Annotated in this window: 21 protein-coding genes and 4 pseudogenes; 9 read left to right on the top strand and 16 right to left on the bottom strand. The window is 55.7% G+C overall.

Annotated elements, in window-relative coordinates:
* Positions 1 to 371 precede the first annotated feature (371 nt).
* The 8 genes and pseudogenes from FNY10_RS17490 to FNY10_RS17520 all read right to left on the bottom strand — a co-directional run bounded on the left by FNY10_RS17490 (position 372) and on the right by FNY10_RS17520 (position 5,771).
* Positions 372 to 626, bottom strand: a complete 255-nt coding sequence (locus FNY10_RS17490; RefSeq protein WP_141965376.1) for a DUF3343 domain-containing protein — start codon at positions 624 to 626, stop codon at positions 372 to 374.
* Positions 623 to 1,232: pseudogene (locus FNY10_RS17495) on the bottom strand (acyl-CoA dehydratase activase); the annotation flags it as partial. The pseudogene FNY10_RS17495 and the gene FNY10_RS17490, both read right to left, overlap by 4 nt.
* A pseudogene (locus FNY10_RS27050) lies at positions 1,223 to 1,288 on the bottom strand (hypothetical protein); the annotation flags it as partial. The pseudogenes FNY10_RS27050 and FNY10_RS17495, both read right to left, overlap by 10 nt.
* 94 nt (positions 1,289 to 1,382) lie before the next feature.
* Entirely contained in the window at positions 1,383 to 1,622 is a 240-nt protein-coding gene (locus FNY10_RS17500) for a DUF2164 domain-containing protein (RefSeq protein ID WP_141965375.1), read from the bottom strand.
* A gap of 37 nt (positions 1,623 to 1,659) precedes the next feature.
* Complete coding sequence (gene mdtM, locus FNY10_RS17505) at positions 1,660 to 2,904, bottom strand: multidrug efflux MFS transporter MdtM (protein WP_141965374.1); 1,245 nt, start codon at positions 2,902 to 2,904, stop codon at positions 1,660 to 1,662.
* Positions 2,905 to 2,961: 57 nt separating this feature from the next.
* On the bottom strand, positions 2,962 to 4,254 hold the full coding sequence (locus FNY10_RS17510; RefSeq protein ID WP_100684667.1) for a DUF445 domain-containing protein: 1,293 nt from the start codon (positions 4,252 to 4,254) through the stop codon (positions 2,962 to 2,964).
* Entirely contained in the window at positions 4,247 to 4,909 is a 663-nt protein-coding gene (locus tag FNY10_RS17515; RefSeq protein ID WP_131049486.1) for a LysE family translocator, read from the bottom strand. The genes FNY10_RS17510 and FNY10_RS17515 overlap by 8 nt, the downstream gene beginning before the upstream one ends.
* 46 nt (positions 4,910 to 4,955) lie before the next feature.
* On the bottom strand, positions 4,956 to 5,771 hold the full coding sequence (locus FNY10_RS17520) for an AraC family transcriptional regulator (RefSeq protein WP_141965373.1): 816 nt from the start codon (positions 5,769 to 5,771) through the stop codon (positions 4,956 to 4,958).
* Positions 5,772 to 5,987: 216 nt separating this feature from the next.
* On the opposite strand from FNY10_RS17520, the gene FNY10_RS17525 reads away from it, so the two are divergent.
* From FNY10_RS17525 to FNY10_RS17545, 6 genes and pseudogenes are all read left to right on the top strand, one after another.
* The gene (locus FNY10_RS17525) at positions 5,988 to 6,905 is read left to right on the top strand and encodes an Rpn family recombination-promoting nuclease/putative transposase (protein ID WP_160702338.1); all 918 of its coding nucleotides are present in this window, start codon (positions 5,988 to 5,990) and stop codon (positions 6,903 to 6,905) included.
* Between the two features lie 211 nt (positions 6,906 to 7,116).
* A pseudogene (locus tag FNY10_RS27055) lies at positions 7,117 to 7,239 on the top strand (hypothetical protein); the annotation flags it as partial.
* Positions 7,240 to 7,287: 48 nt separating this feature from the next.
* Positions 7,288 to 7,470: pseudogene (locus FNY10_RS17530) on the top strand (IS4 family transposase); the annotation flags it as partial.
* A 702-nt stretch (positions 7,471 to 8,172) separates the two neighbouring features.
* Entirely contained in the window at positions 8,173 to 8,841 is a 669-nt protein-coding gene (locus FNY10_RS17535; protein WP_141965371.1) for a hypothetical protein, read from the top strand.
* Positions 8,828 to 9,067 (top strand): hypothetical protein, encoded by a 240-nt coding sequence (locus FNY10_RS17540; RefSeq protein WP_141965370.1) that lies wholly within the window; start codon positions 8,828 to 8,830, stop codon positions 9,065 to 9,067. The genes FNY10_RS17535 and FNY10_RS17540 overlap by 14 nt, the downstream gene beginning before the upstream one ends.
* Positions 9,068 to 9,076: 9 nt before the next feature.
* Positions 9,077 to 9,556, top strand: coding sequence for an Hcp family type VI secretion system effector (locus FNY10_RS17545; protein WP_131049492.1), 480 nt, complete (start codon positions 9,077 to 9,079; stop codon positions 9,554 to 9,556).
* A gap of 210 nt (positions 9,557 to 9,766) precedes the next feature.
* On the opposite strand, the gene FNY10_RS17550 is transcribed toward FNY10_RS17545, so the two are convergent.
* The gene (locus FNY10_RS17550; RefSeq protein ID WP_100684660.1) at positions 9,767 to 10,312 is read right to left on the bottom strand and encodes a YfaZ family outer membrane protein; all 546 of its coding nucleotides are present in this window, start codon (positions 10,310 to 10,312) and stop codon (positions 9,767 to 9,769) included.
* Positions 10,313 to 10,881: 569 nt separating this feature from the next.
* Between FNY10_RS17550 and FNY10_RS17555 the strand changes: the two genes are divergently transcribed.
* Together FNY10_RS17555 and FNY10_RS17560 are read left to right on the top strand one after the other, a co-directional pair.
* The gene (locus FNY10_RS17555) at positions 10,882 to 11,574 is read left to right on the top strand and encodes a hypothetical protein (RefSeq protein ID WP_131049493.1); all 693 of its coding nucleotides are present in this window, start codon (positions 10,882 to 10,884) and stop codon (positions 11,572 to 11,574) included.
* Between the two features lie 240 nt (positions 11,575 to 11,814).
* Positions 11,815 to 12,294, top strand: a complete 480-nt coding sequence (locus FNY10_RS17560) for an Hcp family type VI secretion system effector (RefSeq protein WP_141965368.1) — start codon at positions 11,815 to 11,817, stop codon at positions 12,292 to 12,294.
* A gap of 49 nt (positions 12,295 to 12,343) precedes the next feature.
* Here FNY10_RS17560 and yjiA read toward each other — a convergent pair whose 3' ends face one another.
* The 5 genes from yjiA to hpaB all read right to left on the bottom strand — a co-directional run bounded on the left by yjiA (position 12,344) and on the right by hpaB (position 18,192).
* Positions 12,344 to 13,300, bottom strand: a complete 957-nt coding sequence (gene yjiA / locus FNY10_RS17565) for a GTPase (protein ID WP_131049496.1) — start codon at positions 13,298 to 13,300, stop codon at positions 12,344 to 12,346.
* An 11-nt stretch (positions 13,301 to 13,311) separates the two neighbouring features.
* Positions 13,312 to 13,515, bottom strand: a complete 204-nt coding sequence (locus FNY10_RS17570) for a YbdD/YjiX family protein (RefSeq protein WP_004857555.1) — start codon at positions 13,513 to 13,515, stop codon at positions 13,312 to 13,314.
* Positions 13,516 to 13,613: 98 nt separating this feature from the next.
* Positions 13,614 to 15,764 (bottom strand): carbon starvation CstA family protein, encoded by a 2,151-nt coding sequence (locus FNY10_RS17575; RefSeq protein ID WP_131049497.1) that lies wholly within the window; start codon positions 15,762 to 15,764, stop codon positions 13,614 to 13,616.
* 333 nt (positions 15,765 to 16,097) lie between these two features.
* Positions 16,098 to 16,610, bottom strand: a complete 513-nt coding sequence (locus FNY10_RS17580; RefSeq protein WP_131049498.1) for a 4-hydroxyphenylacetate 3-monooxygenase reductase subunit — start codon at positions 16,608 to 16,610, stop codon at positions 16,098 to 16,100.
* Between the two features lie 19 nt (positions 16,611 to 16,629).
* Positions 16,630 to 18,192 carry a 4-hydroxyphenylacetate 3-monooxygenase, oxygenase component gene (gene hpaB / locus FNY10_RS17585; RefSeq protein ID WP_141965367.1) on the bottom strand — a complete coding sequence of 521 codons (1,563 nt, stop codon included), beginning with the start codon at positions 18,190 to 18,192 and terminating at the stop codon, positions 16,630 to 16,632.
* A gap of 185 nt (positions 18,193 to 18,377) precedes the next feature.
* On the opposite strand from hpaB, the gene FNY10_RS17590 reads away from it, so the two are divergent.
* Entirely contained in the window at positions 18,378 to 19,193 is an 816-nt protein-coding gene (locus FNY10_RS17590; RefSeq protein WP_160702336.1) for a hypothetical protein, read from the top strand.
* On the opposite strand, the gene hpaA is transcribed toward FNY10_RS17590, so the two are convergent.
* The gene (hpaA, locus tag FNY10_RS17595) at positions 19,132 to 20,022 is read right to left on the bottom strand and encodes a 4-hydroxyphenylacetate catabolism regulatory protein HpaA (RefSeq protein ID WP_100684652.1); all 891 of its coding nucleotides are present in this window, start codon (positions 20,020 to 20,022) and stop codon (positions 19,132 to 19,134) included. The two genes, FNY10_RS17590 and hpaA, sit on opposite strands and share 62 nt — an antisense overlap.
* A gap of 9 nt (positions 20,023 to 20,031) precedes the next feature.
* Complete coding sequence (gene hpaX / locus FNY10_RS17600; protein ID WP_131049501.1) at positions 20,032 to 21,390, bottom strand: 4-hydroxyphenylacetate permease; 1,359 nt, start codon at positions 21,388 to 21,390, stop codon at positions 20,032 to 20,034.
* Positions 21,391 to 21,407: the final 17 nt, after the last annotated feature.

Consider the following 21,407-nt stretch of genomic DNA (forward strand, 5'->3'; position numbering starts at 1 on the left):
CAATGGCCACTGTGCTCGCTTTACGCCGGGTGGCGGCTGGCGCCTTACCCGGCCTACAAAATTGCCGCTGTGCTTGCGTTATGCCGGGTGGCGGCTGGTGCCTGACCCGGCCTACAAAATTGCCGCTGTGCCTGCTTTACGCCGGGTGGTGGCTGGCGCCTTACCCGGCCTACAAAACTGCCGCTGTGCCTGCTTTACGCCGGGTGGCGGCTGGCGCCTTACCCGGCCTACAAAATTGCCGCTGTGCGCGCTTTATGCGGGGAGCGGCTCGGCCTACAAACAGACCGGGGCAGGGCAATCCACGATCGACTGTAGGCCCGCGCAAGCGAAGCGCCGCCGGGCGATAATTGACGCCCTGGCAGGGACAGCCCTTACGCCTGCTGCGGAAAGTTAGCCAGCAGCTGGTAATCATCCCCGGCAACGTGAAATATGGCTTCCGTTTGGCCGGGGATAACCCACTGCTGCTCTTCTCCCGGCAGACAGCGCAGATAAATGCACAGCCCGCAACCGCCGCGCAGCTGGCGTGGGATATCCTTGACCTGAAAGGATAATCCCGCCGCCTGCGGGGCTTTGCGCATCCGTACCATCCCTGCCGTCGAATGAAATAAAAACAGATATACCGTCATCCTTGTCGCCTCTGGCGTTGGCCGATCAGTGCCGCGCCGATGGCTCCGGCAAACTGGGCGTCCGGGTGTCTGTGCACCGTCATGCCGAGGTGGCGCTCCAGCATCGCGGCGAACGTCGCGCAGCGGCTGACGCCGCCGGTAAACAGCAGCGGCCCCTGTGCCGGCAGTCGACCGATGAAGTGAGCGCTGCGCCGGGCCATGGCGTTAATCACCCTGGCCAGAATGGCCTCTGGCGGTACCCCCGCCGATCGCAGGCTGATCGCCTCGGACTCGGCGAAGACCGTGCACATGCTGGTGATGGCGTGCGGCGCAACGCCCTCGGTGAGGGTATCCATCCGCTCGACGCTGGCGCCGAGCGTGCGCGAAATCACCTCGAGAAAGCGCCCGGTACCCGCCGCGCATTTATCGTTCATCAGGAAGTCGCTGAGATTGCCGTGCTCATCAAGCTGGATAACCTTACTGTCCTGGCCGCCGATATCAATCACCGTGCGGGCTGCGGGAGCCAGGCCCGTGGCAGGCAATCTCCGTCACCTGCTTATCGGCGAAATCCACCAGTTGGCGGTCATAGCCGGTTAAGGTCAAAAACGGTCGGGATGCCAGCCCTGCTGGCGGGCTTCGGAGAACTGATCGAAAATAGCGGGTAGATCGGTGATAAGGGACATGGTTTTCCTTCCCCGTACACGGGAGATGATGAAAGAACCTGTATTATAACCCTGTTAATCGTATGTTTATTGATCTCCGCAGGCGTTGACCGGGCTAATAGACCTTTTTCAGATCCATCTCCTCCTGAATCCGCTCGCTCCAGGCGAGATGGGTCCGGATGGCCTCCTCGATACCGGCGTTGTAAAACAGCGGCCCCAGCTCTTTGGCGATAAAGTCGACAAAAAACTCGGCGTCGAACTGCTCCAGTTCGAGGTCGAAATGGGTTTCGCAGTATTTTCTTAGCTTTTCGCATAACAGGTCGCGCTGCGGCAGGCTGAGTTCAATATCGCTCATCTTTGCTCTTTCTCCGTGTGGTTATGTGCCGGGGTCATCAGGATTGCCGGGCTTCGATGGCCGCTTCCGAACGTTGGCGCAGGTTGTGCAATAACCCGACCAGGCAGCAGGAGGCCGCGATCCCGGCGACCACCGCCAGCATGTGGAACGGCAATCTGCCGCCGTGAAACCATAGCCAGCGTGCCCCCTCAATGGAAAGTGCGCTGACGCTGAGGATCACGATATTCAGCGACGCGGAGACGGTGCCCTTCGGCAGATCGTTGGAAAACAGGGTAAAGCGGAACAGCGTCGGGAAAATCAGCCCGATGCCGAAAGAGTAGAAGCAGGTCCCCAGCACCGACCAGAGCCAGACGTGCGGCCATGCCAGGTTGCCGAAAATCAGCAGCGCCAGTCCGATGGCCTGGATGGGGACCGCGCTCAGCACAAAGCGCGGGCGCGTGGGGTCCCGCACCCAGCGCGCTACCGACAGGTTGGCGATAATCACCGCGCTAAAGACCGGCACCTGCACCCAGGCGAATTCGCCGCTGCTGAGCCCGCCGTCATCCATTAAAATAACCGGCGAGACGGCGACCCAGCTCATCAGCGGGATATAGCTCAAGGAGAGCGTGGCGGCGCCGGATAAAAAGATCCGATTGCGGAAGACGTCGCGGAAGTCACGAACCACGCTACCGGCGCTGAAGGGCACGTCGCCGCGACGCACCGTTTCCGGCATGTTCAGCAGCAGCCCCAGCCAGGCGATAAATCCCATCGCGGCGATAATGCCGAACAGGACTTTCCAGTGGACGAAGTGCATCAGCGCCGCGCCGGAAAGCGGGCCGACGATCGGCGCTATCAGCACGATCGAGGTGATCACCGCCATCAGCTTAATCGATCTTTTCTCGTCAAAGGCCTCCTGCACGGTGACGTAGCCGACCGTGGCGATAAAACAGATGCTGGTGCCCTGAACGAAGCGCGCGACGAGGAACTGCGTCATGGAGGTGGTCAACATCGTCGCGAGGCAGGCAAGAGTGAAGATCAGCGCCCCGGCGAGCAGCACCGGTCGACGGCCGATACGGTCTGAGAGCGGTCCCAGCAACCACTGCAGGGCCATGCCGCCGGCCATATACACGCTGACCGAAGCCGGCGCCAGCGCCACGTCGGCGTTGAAATCACGCACCACGTGGATGATCCCCGGCTGGATAAGGTCGGTGGTCAGATAGGCGGAAAAATCATAGAGAATCAACGCGATGGGAAAGACAAGCGTCGCGGAATGACGAGCAAATAGTCGCGATATCCATAACATAGCCTGCTCCCTCCTTATCGGGTCGTTATCGCCGGAAGCGTTGTGATGCTACCATTTTCAACCAATCTTAAGATGTAGCAGCGTCGGGATCTGCGAGAACAGCCACAGCAGCAGGCCGATAGAGCCGCCGACCAGGGTGCCGTTGATACGGATAAACTGCAGGTCTTTGCCGATATTGAGCTCAATTTGCCGCGACATATCCCGCGCATCCCAGCTTTTGACCGTATCGCTGATGTGCCGGGTCAGGAAGGCGGCAAACTCCGGCGCCACCCGATGTGCCGCCTGCTCCAGGTGTTCGTTCAGCGACTCGCGCAGCGCGTCATCGTGGAGCAGCGTTTCGCCAAACCACTGCCCGGCATCGGCAATCCGCTGTTGAATCTGTGAGTCGTCGCGGGTGACATCATTTTTAATCCACGTCCGCAGGTCGGCCCATACCTCGCCAAGGTAGCGGTTGAAAGTCTCATCGTTTTTCAGATATGCCTTCATATTCTCCGCTTTTTCCGCCAGCAGCGGATCGGTTTTCAGGTTATCGATCAGTTTTAAGGTGGCGCGATCGAACGCCTGGCGGATCTGATGGCTGCGATCCTGGGTGACTTCGTCGAGCAGGGTATTGACCGCGTCGGTCACCATGTCGGCGCTGTGTTCGCCCAGCCATTCGGTGGGCAGAATTTTGGCCTTCAGCGGGTGCTCGGTCTCCAGCCAGTGGACAATACCGCGAGCAATAAACGCGCGCGAGCTGTCGCGCTGCAGTAACGCAATGAGCTGGCTAATGAGCGAATCCAGCAGCTTCTGATGGCGATGGTTGCGGGTTAATCCCTCCAGCATCATGGCGCTGGTCTGCGTCAGATCGACCTTATCAATCGCTTTATGTACCGCCCGGCGCAGCAGGCGCTGGATGCGGGCATCGTCGGTCAGTTCCAGAAAACCGCTCATCACCTGCAGCAGATGGTGACCCACTCGCCGGGCGTTTTCCGGCTGGCTGAACCAGTTGCCAAGCATCAGGGCCGGTTCATAGCGACGGATGAGCGCCACCAGTGAAGGGGTATCGAGGAATTTTTCCTGCACGAAATAGCCAAGATTATCGGCGATTCTGTCCTTATTGCGGGGAATAATCGCCGTATGCCGGGAGATAAACGGCAGCGGGATACGGCGAAACAGAGCCACCACCGCGAACCAGTCGGCCAGCGCCCCGACCATCGCCGCTTCGGAGATGGCTTTTAGCGCGCTGACCCACGGCGTTGGCGGCAGTAGCAGCGTGGTGATAAAAATGGCGACCGCAATCAGCAGTAGCGACAGCGCCAGCAGTTTGGCGCGTTTTAGTTCAGCGATTTTTTCCATAGGCTTAAGCATATAGCCTGACGGCGGACTCGTGCAAAAACTGCCACACAATCCAGCCGCCAAAAGCCATCAGTATACCGCCCGCCGCCCGCTCAACGCGCCAGACGACGGCGGAAAGGCGACGCTGCACCGCTGGCAGGGCAATCATCGTCACCAGCAAGAGATCCCACAGTAGCACGATACTGGTCATCCAGACTCCGCTGACGGCCTGTTGCGTCAGGGTGACGTCCGGCCCCAGCAGCGAAGTCATCAGCGCCAGATAAAACAGGGCGTTTTTGGGATTGAGCAGCGAAGAACCCAGCCCCAGCAGAAGCTGTTTTGCCAGCGACGGGCATGAAGCCGAGGCACCGTCGGGAGCCAGCGCCGATGGGCGACTTTGCAGCAGCCGACTGCCAATCCACAGCAGATATGCCGCCCCCAGCAGCTCGACAACGGTAAACAGCAGCGGCGCCTGACGCAGCACGCCCCAGCCGATAATCGCCAGCACGATGTACAGACCGTTTCCGGCGGCGATACCGACGCACAGGCCGGCGCTGCCGCGCAGGCGATAGCGGATGGCGTAGCCCATCAGTAAAAAGAAATCCGGCCCCGGACTCAGCAGAGCAACGAAGTGGGAGAGTGCCAGCGCCGGAAACGCGGGCGGGAAAAACGACGTAAACATGTCCATAGCGACCTCAGAAAGAACCTGAGATCAGCCTATGGCAAGCGGAGCGCTAATTATTGTCTGATATTGATCGACCCAGCGCGTACTGGCGCGGCGTGGCGGCGGTGTAGCTGACAAAGGTTTTGTGGAAATGGCTCTGGTCGGCAAACCCGGCCTGGTAGCCGACGTCGGCGATCTCATCCCCGGCGCGCAGGCGCGTTTTGGCAAATTCGATACGCGCCATATTCATAAAGCTGGCGGGGGTCAGGCCGGTGTCCTGCTTAAAGGTGCGGATCAGCGTCTCTTTGCGCAGGGCGAACTCGTGGGCCAGCGCATCAAGAGAGGGCGGCTGCTGTAGATCGGCCGCCAGGCGACTGAAAAGCTGTGAACTGGTCGCGCGCAGCGGTAGTGGCGGGGCGGCATAGAGCGGGAGCGCCCGGAGCAATTGCGCGATCTGTTCGGGGAGCGCTGCCGTTTGCTGCCGATCCATCAGCGCCACAATCTGCTGATATCGTGCGAAAAGCTCAGGATCGCGGATCACCGGATGCGGCGCGTTCATCTGCGCCTGGCTCGGGAGAAGCGGCAGCTGTTGCCGGCACCACGTCATGTCGAGGTACAGCATATGGTAGCTGCGCGGCCGGCCGTCGCGCGGGTTACAGCTGTGCGGCGCTTGAGCGGGGATAATGATCAGATCGCCGGGACGCAGCAGATATTCCTGCCCGTTGCACAGACAGCACGTTTCCCCTTCGATAATCGCCCCCAGAGAGAGCTGCGAATGGCGGTGCCGTTTATAGGCCTGGCGGCTTTGCCGGGTGCTGCGCAGTTCCAGCCAGGGCAGCTGTTCGTCGCGCCAGAAGGTTTGCAGGATATCGCGCGTATGGCTCACGAAAGACTCCTTAGCGAAGGGGATAGGGGGTTATAGCATGTCCTCCGGGGCCTGTCTGCGGGGGCGTTCTGAGAGCGGGCAGGCAAAAAATTGTCGTTATTACCGCCGGATAAAAATATCTTCCGTCCCGGCGCGCAAAGAGATAAGCGGCGGCGTGTGTGCTGGGCTACCGGCGGGTAGAGTCGTTTTCGTGTCCCTCCGCGCAGGCCATTTACCATGCAAAAAGGCTCAACGTCGACGCCGCATGATGCGGTTTTCAAAAAGTTTCTCCGGCATACGGAGACCGCGCGAGATTTTTTGGATATCCATCTGCCGTCCTCGCTACGCCAGCTTTGCGATCTGCAGACGCTACGGCTTGAATCCGCAAGTTTTATTGAGGAGGACCTGCGTGCTTGCTACTCCGATGTGCTTTGGTCGTTAAAAACCACCGCCGGAGAGGGCTATATTTACGTCGTTATTGAGCACCAAAGCTCGCCGGATGCCCATATGGCCTTCAGGCTGATGCGCTATGCCATTGCGGCAATGCAGCGTCATCTGGATGCCGGACATAAACACCTGCCGCTGGTAGTACCCATGCTGTTCTATCACGGTATTGCCACGCCTTATCCGTATTCGTTGTGCTGGCTGGATAGCTTTACCCACCCGGTTCATGCCCGCGGATTATATACGACCGCTTTTCCGCTGGTGGATATTACGGTGATCCCGGATGACGAGATCGTCCAGCACCGACGCGTAGCGCTGCTGGAGTTCATGCAAAAGCATATCCGCCAGCGCGATTTGACGGGGCTGGTTGAGCAGCTAATTGTCATTTTGGTTAAGGAATATACTAATGACGGCCAGCTAAAAACGTTGTTTAATTACCTGGTATATTCCGGCGATGCCCCCCGTTTTGGCAGGTTTATTCGTGAGCTTGCCCGGCGGGCGCCGCAACATCATAAGGAGGGGCTGATGACTATTGCGGAAAGACTCAAGGAAGTTGGGCGTAGAAAAGGGCGCCGCGAAGGCCAGATTGTGGGCCAGAGAATTGAAGGGCTGCGTATTGCCCGTATGATGCTGGCGAATGGCATCGCTCTGGAGACGGTGCTGCGCGTCACCGGTCTGTCAGAAGAGGAGATTACCGCTGCTAAGCGTTGATTGCGTCGCCACATGGCCTTATCAGGCGGCCTGGCCGCCATTACTACTTCCTCGTTAAGCCTGTTCCTCGCCGGATATCGTCTGACGATCTCCGGCCGGAATCCTCCGTAAATACCTGACTTTACCTTCATGTCTGGCCATCTCTACTAATTTTAATACTCTGAGTGGTTTTTATGACTACGTAAATAGAGATAAAAAGGAGACATACGATATGGCTTATCAGACGGTGAATCCTGCTAATAATCAGCGGATTAAACAGTACGCTGCGCACAGCGATGCGGATGTCGAAGCGGCGCTGCAGAAGGCGGATGCGCTCTATCATTGCGCGTGGGCGTAGGGGGATATCGACCAGCGTTTACCCGTTCTGCACAGGCTAGCGAATCTTATCCAGGATGAACCGATCTGGTGCTCACTGGGTAAACCGGGGACGATCCCGACGAAGCTGAAGAAAATGCGGGAGAATGTGAAGCAATTTATCCTGCCGGAAAAGAGAAAACGGCCCAAAAAGTGGACCGTTCGAATCTCAAAAAACCAGTCCCCCGTTCTCTCAAAACATCTTAAGTGAACGGTGTGAGCCGGATGGCAGGTTTTTTTACGCTGACAGGTGGGTCAGAAGGTGATGCTCCATTGCCTGTAGTTTTTCACGCTGTTATTCAGACCTTCCGGTGCGGCATAACCTTCGCATTCTTATGTCATGCACGCCTCGGCAGGTTTAACGTCTGGTCTGTTTTTTTATATTTTCATTGGCATCCGGGTAATTGATTTACATCAAATGAGGTCTTGTTTAATACGTCTTGTGTACTTTTAGTACTATCGACTAAAAGCGATGCAATATAAAGGTTTTTATCTGGTGTGTAATATTTTAATTGTCAATATTGAGCTGGTTAAATGAGCTTTGTAAGCATTGGTGTTTATTGCATAAATTGGCAGGGTGAGATTTTTATCTTAAAACAAGAAACTCTGGCAATATATAAAAGAACAGTTGATGTTATAGTGTATGCTCATTCAAAAGAAAGTGCCCTCGGCTTCACTTTATTATTCATGGTATGTATTACATCTCCGCCAGTAACCGGGATATCTATAGCTGAGGAGAATAAAACAGATAATTTTGTGACATGTAATCAATGCCAAATCACCTATGCAACGAAGTGAAGAGTGTACCATTTTAAATAATCCAGCATTAAATAATGGGGCTGATGTGTAGAATCTATTATTGTCGCCACGTGGGAAAGGTATGCTATTGATATGGTGAATATATTAGGGAGATATGATGACAGCAGGAAGTCTTGGAAAAATAGCCGGCAGGATTGCAGATATTATTTTATCGCCAGAGACCATTCCGGGATTGATAAATGGCACTTTAACTATACCTCTCGACCTCGGATATCTTGCTCGTGGTTTTTTTGACACCGATAATCGATTTGCTCACCAGACACAACGAATCAGAATGGCACAAGCTATTCATAATGACATTCTTAACTATAACCACATCATCAATGCTGTAGAGCTTATCTTCGAAAAATTCAATAAATACCTGACTATTCATCAACAAGACGCCGTGTATCGTGCCGTTGTTTCATCCGTTGCAGGCCGCTTCCTGGCAGCGAAAATCTCCGCCACTATTGCTGGTGCCGTTCTCGCACGTCTTTCATTCATCAGCGCTAAAAGCGGAGCAAGAGCCACCAGTCAAATAGCTATGCTTATGCTTATTGGTGGAATGAGCGAGCGTTCCATAAGGACTTCTGAAAGTCTTGCCAATGAAGATCCAGAAGTGTACGAGATCCTACGTCCACATGATTATGATTTGACATATTTCCTCATTGAGCCTGCGGTCAAACCGTTCGTGGATGCTATCCACATTGCCGTCACCCGCGGGCAGTCCGCATTTGACAATATAATGAATATCGTTGGGGAGAAGCTCAGTGTCTTTCAATAAGATCTCACGCGGCTTGTTAGATATGCTGCTGTTTGCCATCGTAAATATCTGGGATATTTTCCAGTCGGTGATTTTTGTCGGTGGTTTTATTGTTTGCATCATGCTGCCAGTTGTATGGCCGATGAAATTTTTCTATATGGTAGTATGGTTCATTACAGCCTATGCCATATCTAAACTCGTTGATCGTTTAGACGAGTATCGTAAAAAAGGTAAAAATATAAATTAAGGAAATGGCATGTCAAATCCAGCCTGTTTGTGGTTTACCGATGAGAATGGATCTCCGATTGTCGGCGGTTCCATGGTGCTCGGGCGCGAAGGTTCAATTGAGATAAAATCACTCTCTCATCACCTGGCTATTCCGACTGACCGCAACACGGGGAAATTAACCGGTACGCGGATTCATACCCCAATTCTGATACAAAAAGAATTCGACCGCACCACGCCTTTGCTGGCTCGCGCTATCTGCAAAGGGATTACGCTCAGGTCTGCAGAGATAAAAATGTATCGTATTAACGAGGCAGGGTTTGAGGTCGAGTATTTCAACATTCTTTTAGAAAATGTAAAGGTAACAGGCGTCACTCCCAGTCTACATCCAGGAGCTGTATCGGGAACACATCTGGAAAATATTGAACTGCGTTATGAAACCATCCAGTGGAAGTATACGGACGGGAACATCATCTTTAAAGATGGCTGGAACGAACGAGCGACTGCGTAGCTGGAGGCTGCCTGTCAAAGGCCCGAATTTTTGGGACTAGCCTTGAACGAAATATCTTAGCCGGGCGCACGGCAGGTACAGCATTAATCACTGGCGGGTCTGGGAATTAGGGTGTTTGTGAACCAGAAGCTGGTGGTGAGTTGCCGGTAAGCCATAGATACTAAAGAAAAAACCTGCCGGATGGCAGGTTTTTTTACGCTTACAGGTGGGTCAGAAGGTGATGCCGCCGCCAACATAGGCGCCATCAATCAGGGTATGGTTCGGACGACCGTCTTTCCCGTCAACGCTTACATGGCGGTAACCCACTTTCAGCGTTACCGGGGTAATGGGCGTCCAGCTCACGCCGCCGTTGGCTTCAACGTAGTTTTTCACGCTGTTGTTCAGGCCTTCCGGTGCGGCATAACCTTCGCCAAATACGTGGATGCTGTCGGTCAGCGCAACGTTAACGCCGCCCCCGATAGGGAACGCCACGCCGTTATCGCCTTTTTTCGGGCCCATGTAGATGGCCTTCGCGCCGGCATTGAGCATCACCGGGCCAACTTCCAGGTTATAACCTGCGCCAACGCCGCCGGTCTGGGTACCGTCATCGGTATTTTTCAGCCAGTTGCTTTCGGCATAAAGACCGGAGGAGGATTTACCCAGTTCCATATTAAGGTTGGTAAAGTTTTTACCCTGCTCGACGGTAAAGCCCATCGCCATGGCAGATCCGGAAACAGCGGTCAGCGCGGAAAGAATAAGGATATTGAGCTTTTTCATGGTAGATGCCTCGTCGTAAAACTAATCTGCGGATACCCTATCAAACGATTTTTAAAACTGCAAACATGATTATTTTCGATGCTTTATTCTGATCTTGTTATTTAAATGCTTTACAGATGTTGTAAATTGGTTTCTTTGTCGCAGCGTCAATCATTAACGTTTTGCTGTTTAGGGTCAGTTTAGCTGTTTGGCTAAACCTGAATTGAACAAACGGGGAAAATGAGTTGCCGATAAAATAGTCTACCTCTGTTATTATTCTTGAAAATATTTCAATCGTAACTAATAAAAATTTTAATTTACATTTTTGCTGATAAATTGAGCGGAAGTCGTTCATGCCCAACGCGATATCGCTGAGTCGGGTGAAAGATTATGCCCCGACTGCCATCAGCGTATTACCGTGTGATGGGCAGAAAAGCGGGGCGATAGTGGTGTACTATTTCATGAATTTAACTTATTTTTTTTGAATTAAGATAAAATTGTTGAGAACGAATATATCTTCCGGCGCGCATTTCTTGTCAATATAGCCTTCCGATGTCCTTTCGCGGAATCCATAATGGCCAGGAGCGGCTATGTACTACAGAAATGAAGTCATCAGTTATTTACAATCCAATAATATTCTCGCATTGAAACTTGACCATGCGCTGGCGGGCGTTGAAAACGCGCTGGCAGATCAGATTGCATTGACCGGTGCTGGCGCAAAACGCGCGTTGTATTACGCATCCTGTTTTACTGATGAATATCAGGATGTTTGTCAGCGGCAAAAGACAGAGGATGTACGATTTACTCTCGCAGTCATTCACCTTTTTCAGCATGGCGATGTTGTTTATGAAATGCTCAAAGTATATTTTGAGGAAATATTTAAATACAAAACATCCGCTCAAATAGAGTACATCAAGAAAATGCTCATGGCGGTAAATGTACACATTGCGGCGAGTTCCCTAACCAACGCAGGGGTCGCTTTAGCGGTTGCGACATCGGTTGCTGTTGGCCTGAACCTAAGTCTTAACATGAGCAAATGGGCTGGCCGTCAGTTGGGAACCGTTGTAGGTGGTATCCGACTTTATGGCATTGTACAGAAGGCCGCTGATAGCGCCTGGCGTCTGCATATTACCTGTCCTGCGTATTACGATGCATTGTATGTGCGTGAGCTTGAAATGATGTTTTTCCTGGTTGAGCCTCTTTTTGAACAGGCTGGTGCCTTTAGCGCTAATCGGATTTCTGATTCAGGAATAGCGGATATCATAACTAAAATGATTCGATAGCAATGATTAAATTTCTCAAAAGGTTTTTATGGTGGCAATGTCGGTTCTTATTTTCCATGTATGCTCCCGGCGTACTAACACTGATGTTTGCAATGGCTGAGCAATATTTTTTTCCTGGCAGCCCGATTTGGCCTGTCGGCGTATTCGCTATATTCATGATAGTGATAGTAGGTTGCTACGTGAAATGGTAAACACCCAGAAATAACCGGTTTGTTACATTTATTGATAAGGAAATTATATATGTCTACTCCCGCACACCTCTGGCTTGAGGATGAAAACGGTTCGCCGATTGTTGGCGGCTGTTTAATGCCCCTGCGTGCAGGCTCTATCGAATTAAAATCATTCTCGCACGGCATCACCATTCCCGTTGATCCGCACTGGGGTAAACTTACCGGTACGCGCGTTCATCGGCCGATCGCCATTGTGAAAGAGTTCGACCAGACGACGCCTGTTCTGTATCGCGCGGTGTGCGAAGGCCGTACCCTGAAAAAAGCGACGATCAAGATGTACCGTATTATGGCATCAGGCCTTGAAGCCGAGTATTTCAATATCGTCCTCGACAACGTCAAAATCACCACGGTTGCACCGTACCTTTCTCCCACCGGTCTGAGCAGCACGCACCTTGAAACACTCGAATTGCGTTATGAGGCCATCGTCTGGAAGTACACCGAAGGGAACATTATTTATCGTGATACCTGGAATGAATTCTGTACCGCCTGACGCCTTCACGTTGACCTCCTCCCTCCGGGAGAGGGAGAAGTCCGAACCGTTACTTGCGCAATCCGGCAAACGCCGCGCGAATCTCCTCTTCCGGCAAATTAATGCCGATAAACACCAGCGTGCTGTGGGGCGCTTCATCACCCCATGGACGATCCCAGTCGGCGCTGTATAAGCGCTGGACGCCCTGGAACAGCAGGCGATTTGGCTCGCCGTCAATCCACAGCATCCCTTTGTAGCGCATCAGCTGTTCGGCGAAAGAGAGCAGCAGGTTTTCCATCACCCGCGACACTTCGCTGATATCGACCGGGTAATCCAGCTCGACCACGATAGACGCGACGTCGTTTTGCTTATCGGCGATAAAGTGGAAGCGCGGCGCGCTGCTCACAACGTTCTCTTCCAGCATAAAGCCGCTGGTATTAAACAGCGGGCTCAGATCGATATTACCGTGGGTCACAGTATAAACCGGCGCCCGGGCGTTGATGCGCGCCAGCCGTTCGCGCAGCTTGTCGCTGTCGCCCGCCACGTCCGTTTTCGTCAGCAGGATCCGATCCGCATAGCCCACCTGCGACTGGGCGATGGTGAACTGGTTCATCTGCTGGTCGGCATGGACCGCATCCACCAGCGCAATCACGCCGTCGAGCAGATAGCGTTCGCAGAGAACCTCATGGGAGAAGAAGGTCTGAATTATCGGACCGGGGTCGGCCATGCCGGTGCACTCGATCACCAGCCGGTCAAAATCAATGTCGCCGCGATCGCGGCTGTCGAGCAGGTCGAGCAGCGCATCTTCCAGCTCGTTGGAACGGGTGCAGCAGATGCAGCCGTTGGTCAGGGTTTTGATCTGCGTGGCGCGGTCGCCAATCAGCTGATCGTCAACGGAGACTTCGCCAAATTCGTTTTCGATGACGGCAATTTTAAAGCCGTGCTGCGCATTGAGAATATGGCGCAGCAGGGTGGTTTTACCTGCGCCGAGAAAACCGGTCAGCAGGGTGACTGCAATCGGTGCCATGTTTGCCTCCATTAACAGCAGCGTACGCCGCCTTTGCCATCGCCGCCGTAGCGAGCCTGCTGGCGTTCGCGGAAAAATTCGTTATAGGTCATGTAAGGCTTATCCGGATGGTTGGCTTTCATATGTTCGACGTAGTTGTCGTAGTCCGGAATGCCAATCAGCATTTTGGCTGCCTGACCCAGGTATTTTTTTGCTTCGCCTAAGTTACCAAACATCGTGAGTTCCAGATAGAAAAAGCCCGGTGGCGCTACGCTGACCGGGCCTACAGGACCTTTACAGACCGGATAAACGTAGCGCTATCCGGCCTTAAGGCTTAGTGATGGGAGGAGGTTTTTACGCCGCCTTCCGGTACCGGCACATACGGGGTCTCTTTGTCGGTGCGGACTTTGTTGTTACGCACGTTGAGCCACGTTTTGATGCCGTAGAAGATGATGCTGTAAACCACCACCAGGAACAGAATACTCAGACCGGCGTTAGTGTAGTTGTTCACCACGATATGGTTCATGTTAGCAATCTGCTGCGCGGTCAGTTCGCCGCCGGAAGCAATCTTCTCTTTATACTGCTGAGCCATGAAGAAGAAGCCTTCCATCTGCGGGTTGGTGCTGAACAGTTTCAGACCCAGCGCCCAGGTGGTGCACAGCAGCAGCCATGCGGCCGGGATCACGGTAACCCAGATGTATTTAGTACGCTGCATTTTGACCAGTACCACGGTACCAAGCACCAGCGCCACGGCGGCCAGCATCTGGTTAGAGATACCGAACAGCGGCCACAGGCTCTTCACGCCGCCCAGCGGGTCGACCACGCCCTGATACAGCAGGTAGCCCCACAGCCCGACGCAGCCCGCGGTGCCAATCACGCCCGCGACCAACGAATCGGTTTTCTTCAGGAACGGCACGAAGTTGCCCAGCAGATCCTGCAGCATAAAGCGGCCTGCGCGGGTACCGGCATCCAGCGCGGTAAGGATAAACAGCGCTTCAAACAGAATACCGAAGTGGTACCAGAAGCCCATATCCGCCATCGGCATGATTTTGTGGAACACGTGAGCGATACCGACGGCCAGCGTTGGCGCGCCGCCCGCGCGGTTCAGTACCGACGGTTCGCCGATATCTTTCGCCGTCTGCAGGATTTGCTCAGGTGAGATCACAAAGCCCCAGGAGCTGACGGTCGCCGCTGCGTGCGCGGTCACATCCTTCAACTGCGCGGCAATCAGCGCGGCATTTTCACCGCCCATTTCGTGCAGGTTTGGCATCACAATGCCCAGACCGGCCGGCGGCGTGTTCATGGCGAAGTAGAGGCCTGGCTCAATGATCGACGCCGCAACCAGCGCCATCACCGCCACGAAGGACTCCATCAGCATCGCGCCGTAGCCGATAAAGCGGGCGTCGGTTTCGTTAGCCAGCAGCTTCGGCGTGGTGCCGGAGGCGATCAGCGCGTGGAAGCCGGACACCGCGCCACAGGCGATAGTAATAAACAGGAACGGGAACAGCGCACCTTTCCACAGCGGACCGGTACCATCGATGTACTGGGTGACCGCCGGCATTTTCAGATCCGGGTTGAGGATCACGATGCCCAGCGCCAGGCCAACGATAACGCCGATTTTCAGGAAGGTCGCGAGGTAATCACGCGGCGCCAGAATCAGCCACACCGGCAGCAGCGCGGAGATAAACGCGTAGCCGATCAGGGTAAAGGTGATAGTGGTGTCTTTAAAGGTCAGCGCCGGGCCCCAGTACGGGTCGTGGGCAATGATGCCGCCGAAGTAAATGGAAGCCACCAGCAGGACGATACCAATCACCGACACTTCACCCACGCGACCCGGGCGCAGGAAGCGCATATAGATCCCCATAAACAGGGCAATCGGTACAGTCGAGCAGACGGTGAAGACGCCCCACGGACTTTCCGCCAGCGCTTTCACCACGATCAGCGCCAGCACCGCGAGGATGATTATCATAATCAGGAAGCAGCCGAACAGCGCAATGGAGCCCGGAATTGGCCCCATCTCTTGCTTGATCATCTCACCCAGCGAGGCGCCGTTACGGCGCGAGGAGATAAACAGCACCATAAAGTCCTGTACCGCCCCGGCCAGCACTACCCCTGCCAGCAGCCACAGGGTACCCGGCAGGTAGCCCATCTGCGCGGCGAGAACCGGGCCCACCAGCGGACCGGCACCGGCGATAGCGGCAAAGTGGTGGCCGAACAGCACGTAGCGGTTGGTCGGGACGTAGTTCAGACCATCGTTGTTAATGACCGCCGGCGTAGAACGCGTAGGATCGAGCCTCATCACCTTTTGCGCGATATACAGGCTGTAATAGCGATAGGCGACGAGGTAGACGGAAACCGACGCCACCACGATCCACAGCGCACTGACGTGCTCGCCGCGGCGCAGAGCGACGACTGAGAGGCAAAATGCCCCGATGATTCCAAGAATCACCCAGGGTATGTGCTTGAATAACTTTTTAGTATCCATAGTAAACCTGGCGTTAATTAGATGAATAATGGGCCGAAGCCGTCTGGGTTTAAGTTAGGGTTTGAGGAGGTATTGGTTAGCTATGCTGGAGACGATCTTGCCAGAACTCCGCGCGCGTAAAGTTGGGTAAATCTGCGAGTGGTTATATGTGGGGTTAAGCGGTTGCCAGGCGGGATAAGCGGTTGGGCAGGAAATGAGCAGCGGGTAAACATGTGATTGAGATCACAAGATTTTTTCCACCTCTTTTTCCTCCCCGCAGGGGAGAGGAAAAAGAGAGGAGAACAGAGAACAGGGCACAGAAAAGAGAATGTCAGAAGCGAAGGTGGCAGAACGTTATACCGCGACCTCGATTTCCATCATCACCGGATGGAAACGGCGCTTAAAGTAAATCAGCCCATGGCCTTCCTGGCTCAGGGTGATGTTCTTGATCTCGACCAGATAGACCAGGTGGCTACCGATGGTCTGCACCTGGCTTATCTCCCCTTCAAGGCTGGCCAGCGCCCCTTGCAAAACCGGCTGTCCCAGGGCCCCTTTTTGCCAGCAGGAGAGGCTAAAGCGCTCTTCCATGGCCATGCCGGTCATGCCGGCGAAATGGCGGGCCATCACTTCCTGTTCATGATTCAGCACGTTAATGCACAGTTTGCCGTTCCCCTGGAATACCGGGTTCATCGCGCTGTTGGCATTGATGCACACCATGACCGACGGTGGCGTATCGGTCACCGAGCACACGGCGGTCGCGGTGATGCCGCAGCGGCCGGCGTCGCCCTCGGTGGTTATGACGTTGACCGCAGCCGACAGGCTGGACATGGCATCGCGAAAACGCAGACGTTGTTCATCTAATTGCATTGTGACCTCCCGCTGTGAATTACTTCAGCAGCTTATCCAACATATTGATATCAGCGTTATTGTGCAGGTGTGGCACCGTCCAGCCGTTCTGGTCGTACTCGGACAGGCAGCGGTCGACCATCGCCATCATTTTGTCCATGTTGCCGGAGCTTTGCGCCTGACGCAGACACTGCAGGCGGATTTCATCCTGGCTCCCGGAATAGTTGATTTCATACAGCTCGTGGCGGCCGCCGAATTCGCTGCCGATGGCATCCCACATCAGTTTGAGGATCTTGATACGCTCAACGTGATCCATGCCGTTGGAGCCGCGAACGTATTTCGCCAGATACTGGTCGATCTGCGGGTTATTCAAATCGCGGGCGCTGGACGGCAGGTAGATCAGACCGCTGGTGACGCTGCGCTCGATAATGTTTTTGATTTTGGCGTAGGCCATCGGCGCCATCACGCGATAGGTTTGCAGCGCGGCGTGATCCGGCAGGTATGCGCCGTTTACCCACGGGGTGGCTTCGGCGCACATGGAGTCGCTCAGCGCCCAGAACATATTGCGCCAGGCGACCACTTCGCCGAGATCTGCCTGCACGCCGCGGAACTCCAGGGTGCCGGTACATTCCAGCGAGCGCTTGAGCAGGGCGGTGATAAAATCGAGTTTGACCGCCAGGCGTACGCAGGCCTGCAGCGGATACATGCGCGCAAAGCCGCCTTCCATCGTCCAGCGACGGCAGCGATCGAAATCGCGATAGATCAGCACGTTTTCCCATGGAATCAGAACTTTATCCATCACCAGGATCGCATCGTTTTCGTCGAAGCGGCTGGAGAGCGGGTAGTCGTACGGCGATCCGGTGACCCCAGCAACCATCTCATAGGAGGCGCGGGAGATCAGTTTGACGCCTTCGGCATCCATTGGCGCGACGAACATCAGGGCGAAGTCCGGGTTTTCCCCCATCACCTGCGCAGAACCAAAACCAATCATGTTGTAGTGGGTCAGCGCCGAGTTGGTGGCGACCACTTTCGCCCCGCTGACGATGATCCCGGCGTCGGTCTCTTTTTCCAGCTTGATGTAGACGTCTTTCACTTCGTCGGCCGGTTTATGGCGGTCAATCGGCGGGTTGACGATGGCATGGTTAAAGTACAGGCCGGTTTCCTGAATGCGGGTGTACCAGTTGCGGGCGTTCTGTTCGAACTGGCCGTAGAAGCCCGGGTTCGCGCCCAGTGCGCAGCCAAAGGCGGCTTTGTAATCCGGGGTGCGGCCCATCCAGCCGTAGCTCAGGCGTGACCACTCGGCAATCGCATCGCGCTGCTGGCGCAGGTCGTCGGCGCTTTTCGCCACGCGAAAGAATTTATGCGTATAGCCGCCGCTGCCGGTATCGGTGTTCCAGCACAGGGAGTCCTGCATTTCTGGTTTGTGCAGCGCATCGTACAGCTGGGCGACGGAGGCGGCGGCGTTGCGGAAGGCGGGATGCGTGGTGACGTCTTTGACGCGCTCGCCGTAGATGTAAATTTCGCGGCCATCCTGCAGGCTTTTCAGGTACTCTTCACCGGTTAACGGGCGTTTCGCGTCTGCGCGGAAATTTTCAGGTTTCATAGGGGCCTCTTCAGTATTTATCGGAATATCCCGTCCTGCTTCGGGCTGCCTGTCGGGTGGCTGCCGGCGCATGATTTCGGATATTAATGTTAAATTTATGTTTTGTTTTTGTTGTTCAATTGAAGCGGTTATTGCGCTATTCGTGAAGGGACGTTTGCGACAACGACAGGTACTTTTCAGGGGGAGTGTGGTTCTGTGATCGAGGTGGTGTTTTCGCTGCCGAGGCTCGTCTTTTTCCCGGCGCGGCTACGCTGGGCGGGCTCGACTGCCGGTTTTTCGGCGGGTGGCGCTGCGCTTACCCGCCCTACGGACCGTACCCGCTGGCGCTGTGCTTACCCGCCCTGCGGGCTGTACCCGCTGGCGCTGCGCTTATCCGCCCTGCGGGCTGTACCCGCTGGCGCTGTCGCTTACCCGCCCTGCGGGCTGTACCCGCTGGCGCTGCGCTTATCCGCCCTGCGGACCGTACCCGCTGGCGCTGTGCTTACCTGCCCTGCGGACCGTGCCCGTTGGCGCTGCGCTTACCCGCCCTGCGGGCCGTACCCGCTGGCGCTGCGCTTATCCGCCCTGCGGACTGTAGCCGCTGGCGCTGCGCTTATCCGCCCTGCGGACTGTACCCGTTGGCGCTGCGCTTACCCGCCCTGCGGACCGTACCCGCTGGCGCTGTGCTTACCCGCCCTGCGGACCGTACCCGCTGGCGCTGCGCTTACCCGCCCTGCGGACCGTACCCGCTGGCGCTGCGCTTACCCGCCCTGCGAAGCGTGCCCGTTGACGCCGGGTTTACCCGCCCTGCGGGCTGTACCCGCTGGCGCTGCGCTTACCCGCCCTGCGGGCCGTACCCGCTGGCGCTGTGCTTATCCGCTCTGCGGGCTGTACCCGCTGGCGCTGCGCTTATCCGCCCTGCGGACTGTAGCCCCGCTAAGCGCAGCGCCAGCGGGGGAATTAAGACACCGGTACTTTTTGCGCACGGTAGCTGCTCGGCGAGCAGCCGACCAGGCGACTAAAAAATCGCGCAAAATAGGCCGGATCTTTAAACCCTAATTGCCAGGCTATCTCATTGACCGCGCTGTCGGAAAACAGCAGCAGCCGTTTGGCCTCGCGCAGCTGGCGGTCGAAGATCAGCCGCTTCGGCGGCCGGTTGGCAAAGCGGCGGCAGATGTCGGTCAGCCGTGATTCGGTAACGTGTAACTCGCTGGCATAGTCCGGTACCGCCCAGTGCTGGTGGTAGTGGCTGTCGATCATCTGGTTAAAGCGCTGAAACAGCTTTAGCTCGCCGCGCATCCCGCTGGCGGCCTGGTCGTCGAGCCTGGCATTACGCAAAAGCAGAGTGAACACCGCCTGCGCCAGTAGCACCAGGGTATGCTCGCGCCCCGGCAGTCGGGCGGTCGATTCGCGAGTGATCAGCTGCCAGTAGTGCGCCAGCGCCGCCAGCTCATCGGGTTTATCCGCCAGCGACAGACAGATCCCCGGCAGCCCGAACGCTTCTCGTGTCCCGGGATAGAGGACCTCCAGCAGCGGCCAGATCAGCTCTTCGCGTACGGTCAGTACGTGCCCGTCGCTGTCGGACTCGGTGATAAAAGCGTGCGGCACCGACGGCGGCGTCAGGACAAACAGCGGCGCCTGCACCGAGTAGCGGTGATCGTCGAGCTGCAGTTCAATCTGTCCGGTATCGAGAAAGTGCATCTGAAAATACTGGTCGTGTCGATGCGCCTGCATGTCGCGGCCAAAAAAGGCCGCCATGCGGGCAAACGACTGATAGTGCACATCCTCGGTCCCCAGACTCTCATCGTAATCTTTGTTGATATCGATATTGGTGATTGAGGGCTGACACATGGGCACTCCTTAATGGCTCTTCTGGGCGGCGAGTCCTGCCTCTGCGGCGGCGTCTTCCCGCGCACTCATCGGAATTCGGGTCAGCACCAGCGCGCCGACGATCAGCAGTCCGGCGACAAACCACAGCCCGGAGCTAAAGCTGCCGGTGGTATCACGCAGAATACCGATCAGCAGTGGGCTGACGGCGGATCCGATGTTGCCGATAGCGTTGATCACCGCCAGCGCCACCGCCCGCGATTGCAGACTGATCACCCGATCCGGGGTGGTCCAGAAAATCGCCATCGCGGTAAAAGAGCCCACGGAAGCCATGATGATGCCGAGCAACTGGATCAGCGCATGGTGGGTGGCGGAGGCCAGCAACCACCCGGCGGCGGCGAACAGATAGGGCAGGATGGTATGCATCTTGCGTTCTTTTCGTCGGTCGGATCGCCGGCTCCACCAGATCATGCCGAAAATCGTACAGAACTGCGGAATCGCCGCCAGCATCCCAATCACAATGTTGCTACTGCCGGTGTTGAAGCTTTGCAGGATCTGCGGAGTCCAGATATTAATCGCGCTCAGGGTATTGGTCAGACAGAAGTAGGCGAGCGTGTACATCAGCACCGCCGGCGTCAGCACTTCCCGCAGGGTAGAGCGTCCGGAGGTCGGGAGGACGGTGGCGTTTTCGCGCTCGCGTTCAATCATCGTTTTCAGCGCCTGCTTCTCCTCCTTGTCCAGCCAGCTGGCCTGATCCGGGGTATCGTTGAGGAAGAACCAGGTGACCACGCCGAGCACCACCGACGGCAGCCCTTCCAGCAGGAACAGCCACTGCCAGCCCTTCAGGTTCCACAGGCCATCAAGCGCCAGAATATAGCCGGAGAGGAGGGAGCCAAGCATCATGGTCACCGGCATCGCTATCATAAACAGGGCGTTGGCGCGGGCGCGGTGATAGGCCGGGAACCACCAGGTCAGGTAGACCAGGATCCCGGGCAGGAAGCCGGCTTCAGCGATACCGACCAGCATGCGCAGGATATACAGCGTATGCGGGTTGGTGGCAAACATCGTACAGGTTGACGCGATCCCCCACACCACCATGATCCCGGCGATCCAGCGGCGGGCGCCGACCTTCGCCAGCATGATATTGCTGGGGATCCCGCACATCACGTAGGTGACGTAAAACAGCGTCGCCGCCAGACCAAACATGGTGGAGGTCAGACCGAGATCTTTACCCATCGTCAGCCCGGCGAAACCGATATTAATGCGATCCAGAAACGAGAAAACGAACAGCACGAACAGGAAGGTGATGAGGCGGCGGAACAGCTTTTTGATCACCCGGTTTTCTACTTCAACGACTTTATTTTCATTATGTTGCAGGGTAGAGGTCGTCATGATGCGCTCCACATTCT

Source organism: Klebsiella sp. Lac1, assembly GCF_009825425.1.
In the GTDB taxonomy this organism is placed as follows: domain Bacteria; phylum Pseudomonadota; class Gammaproteobacteria; order Enterobacterales; family Enterobacteriaceae; genus Klebsiella; species Klebsiella electrica.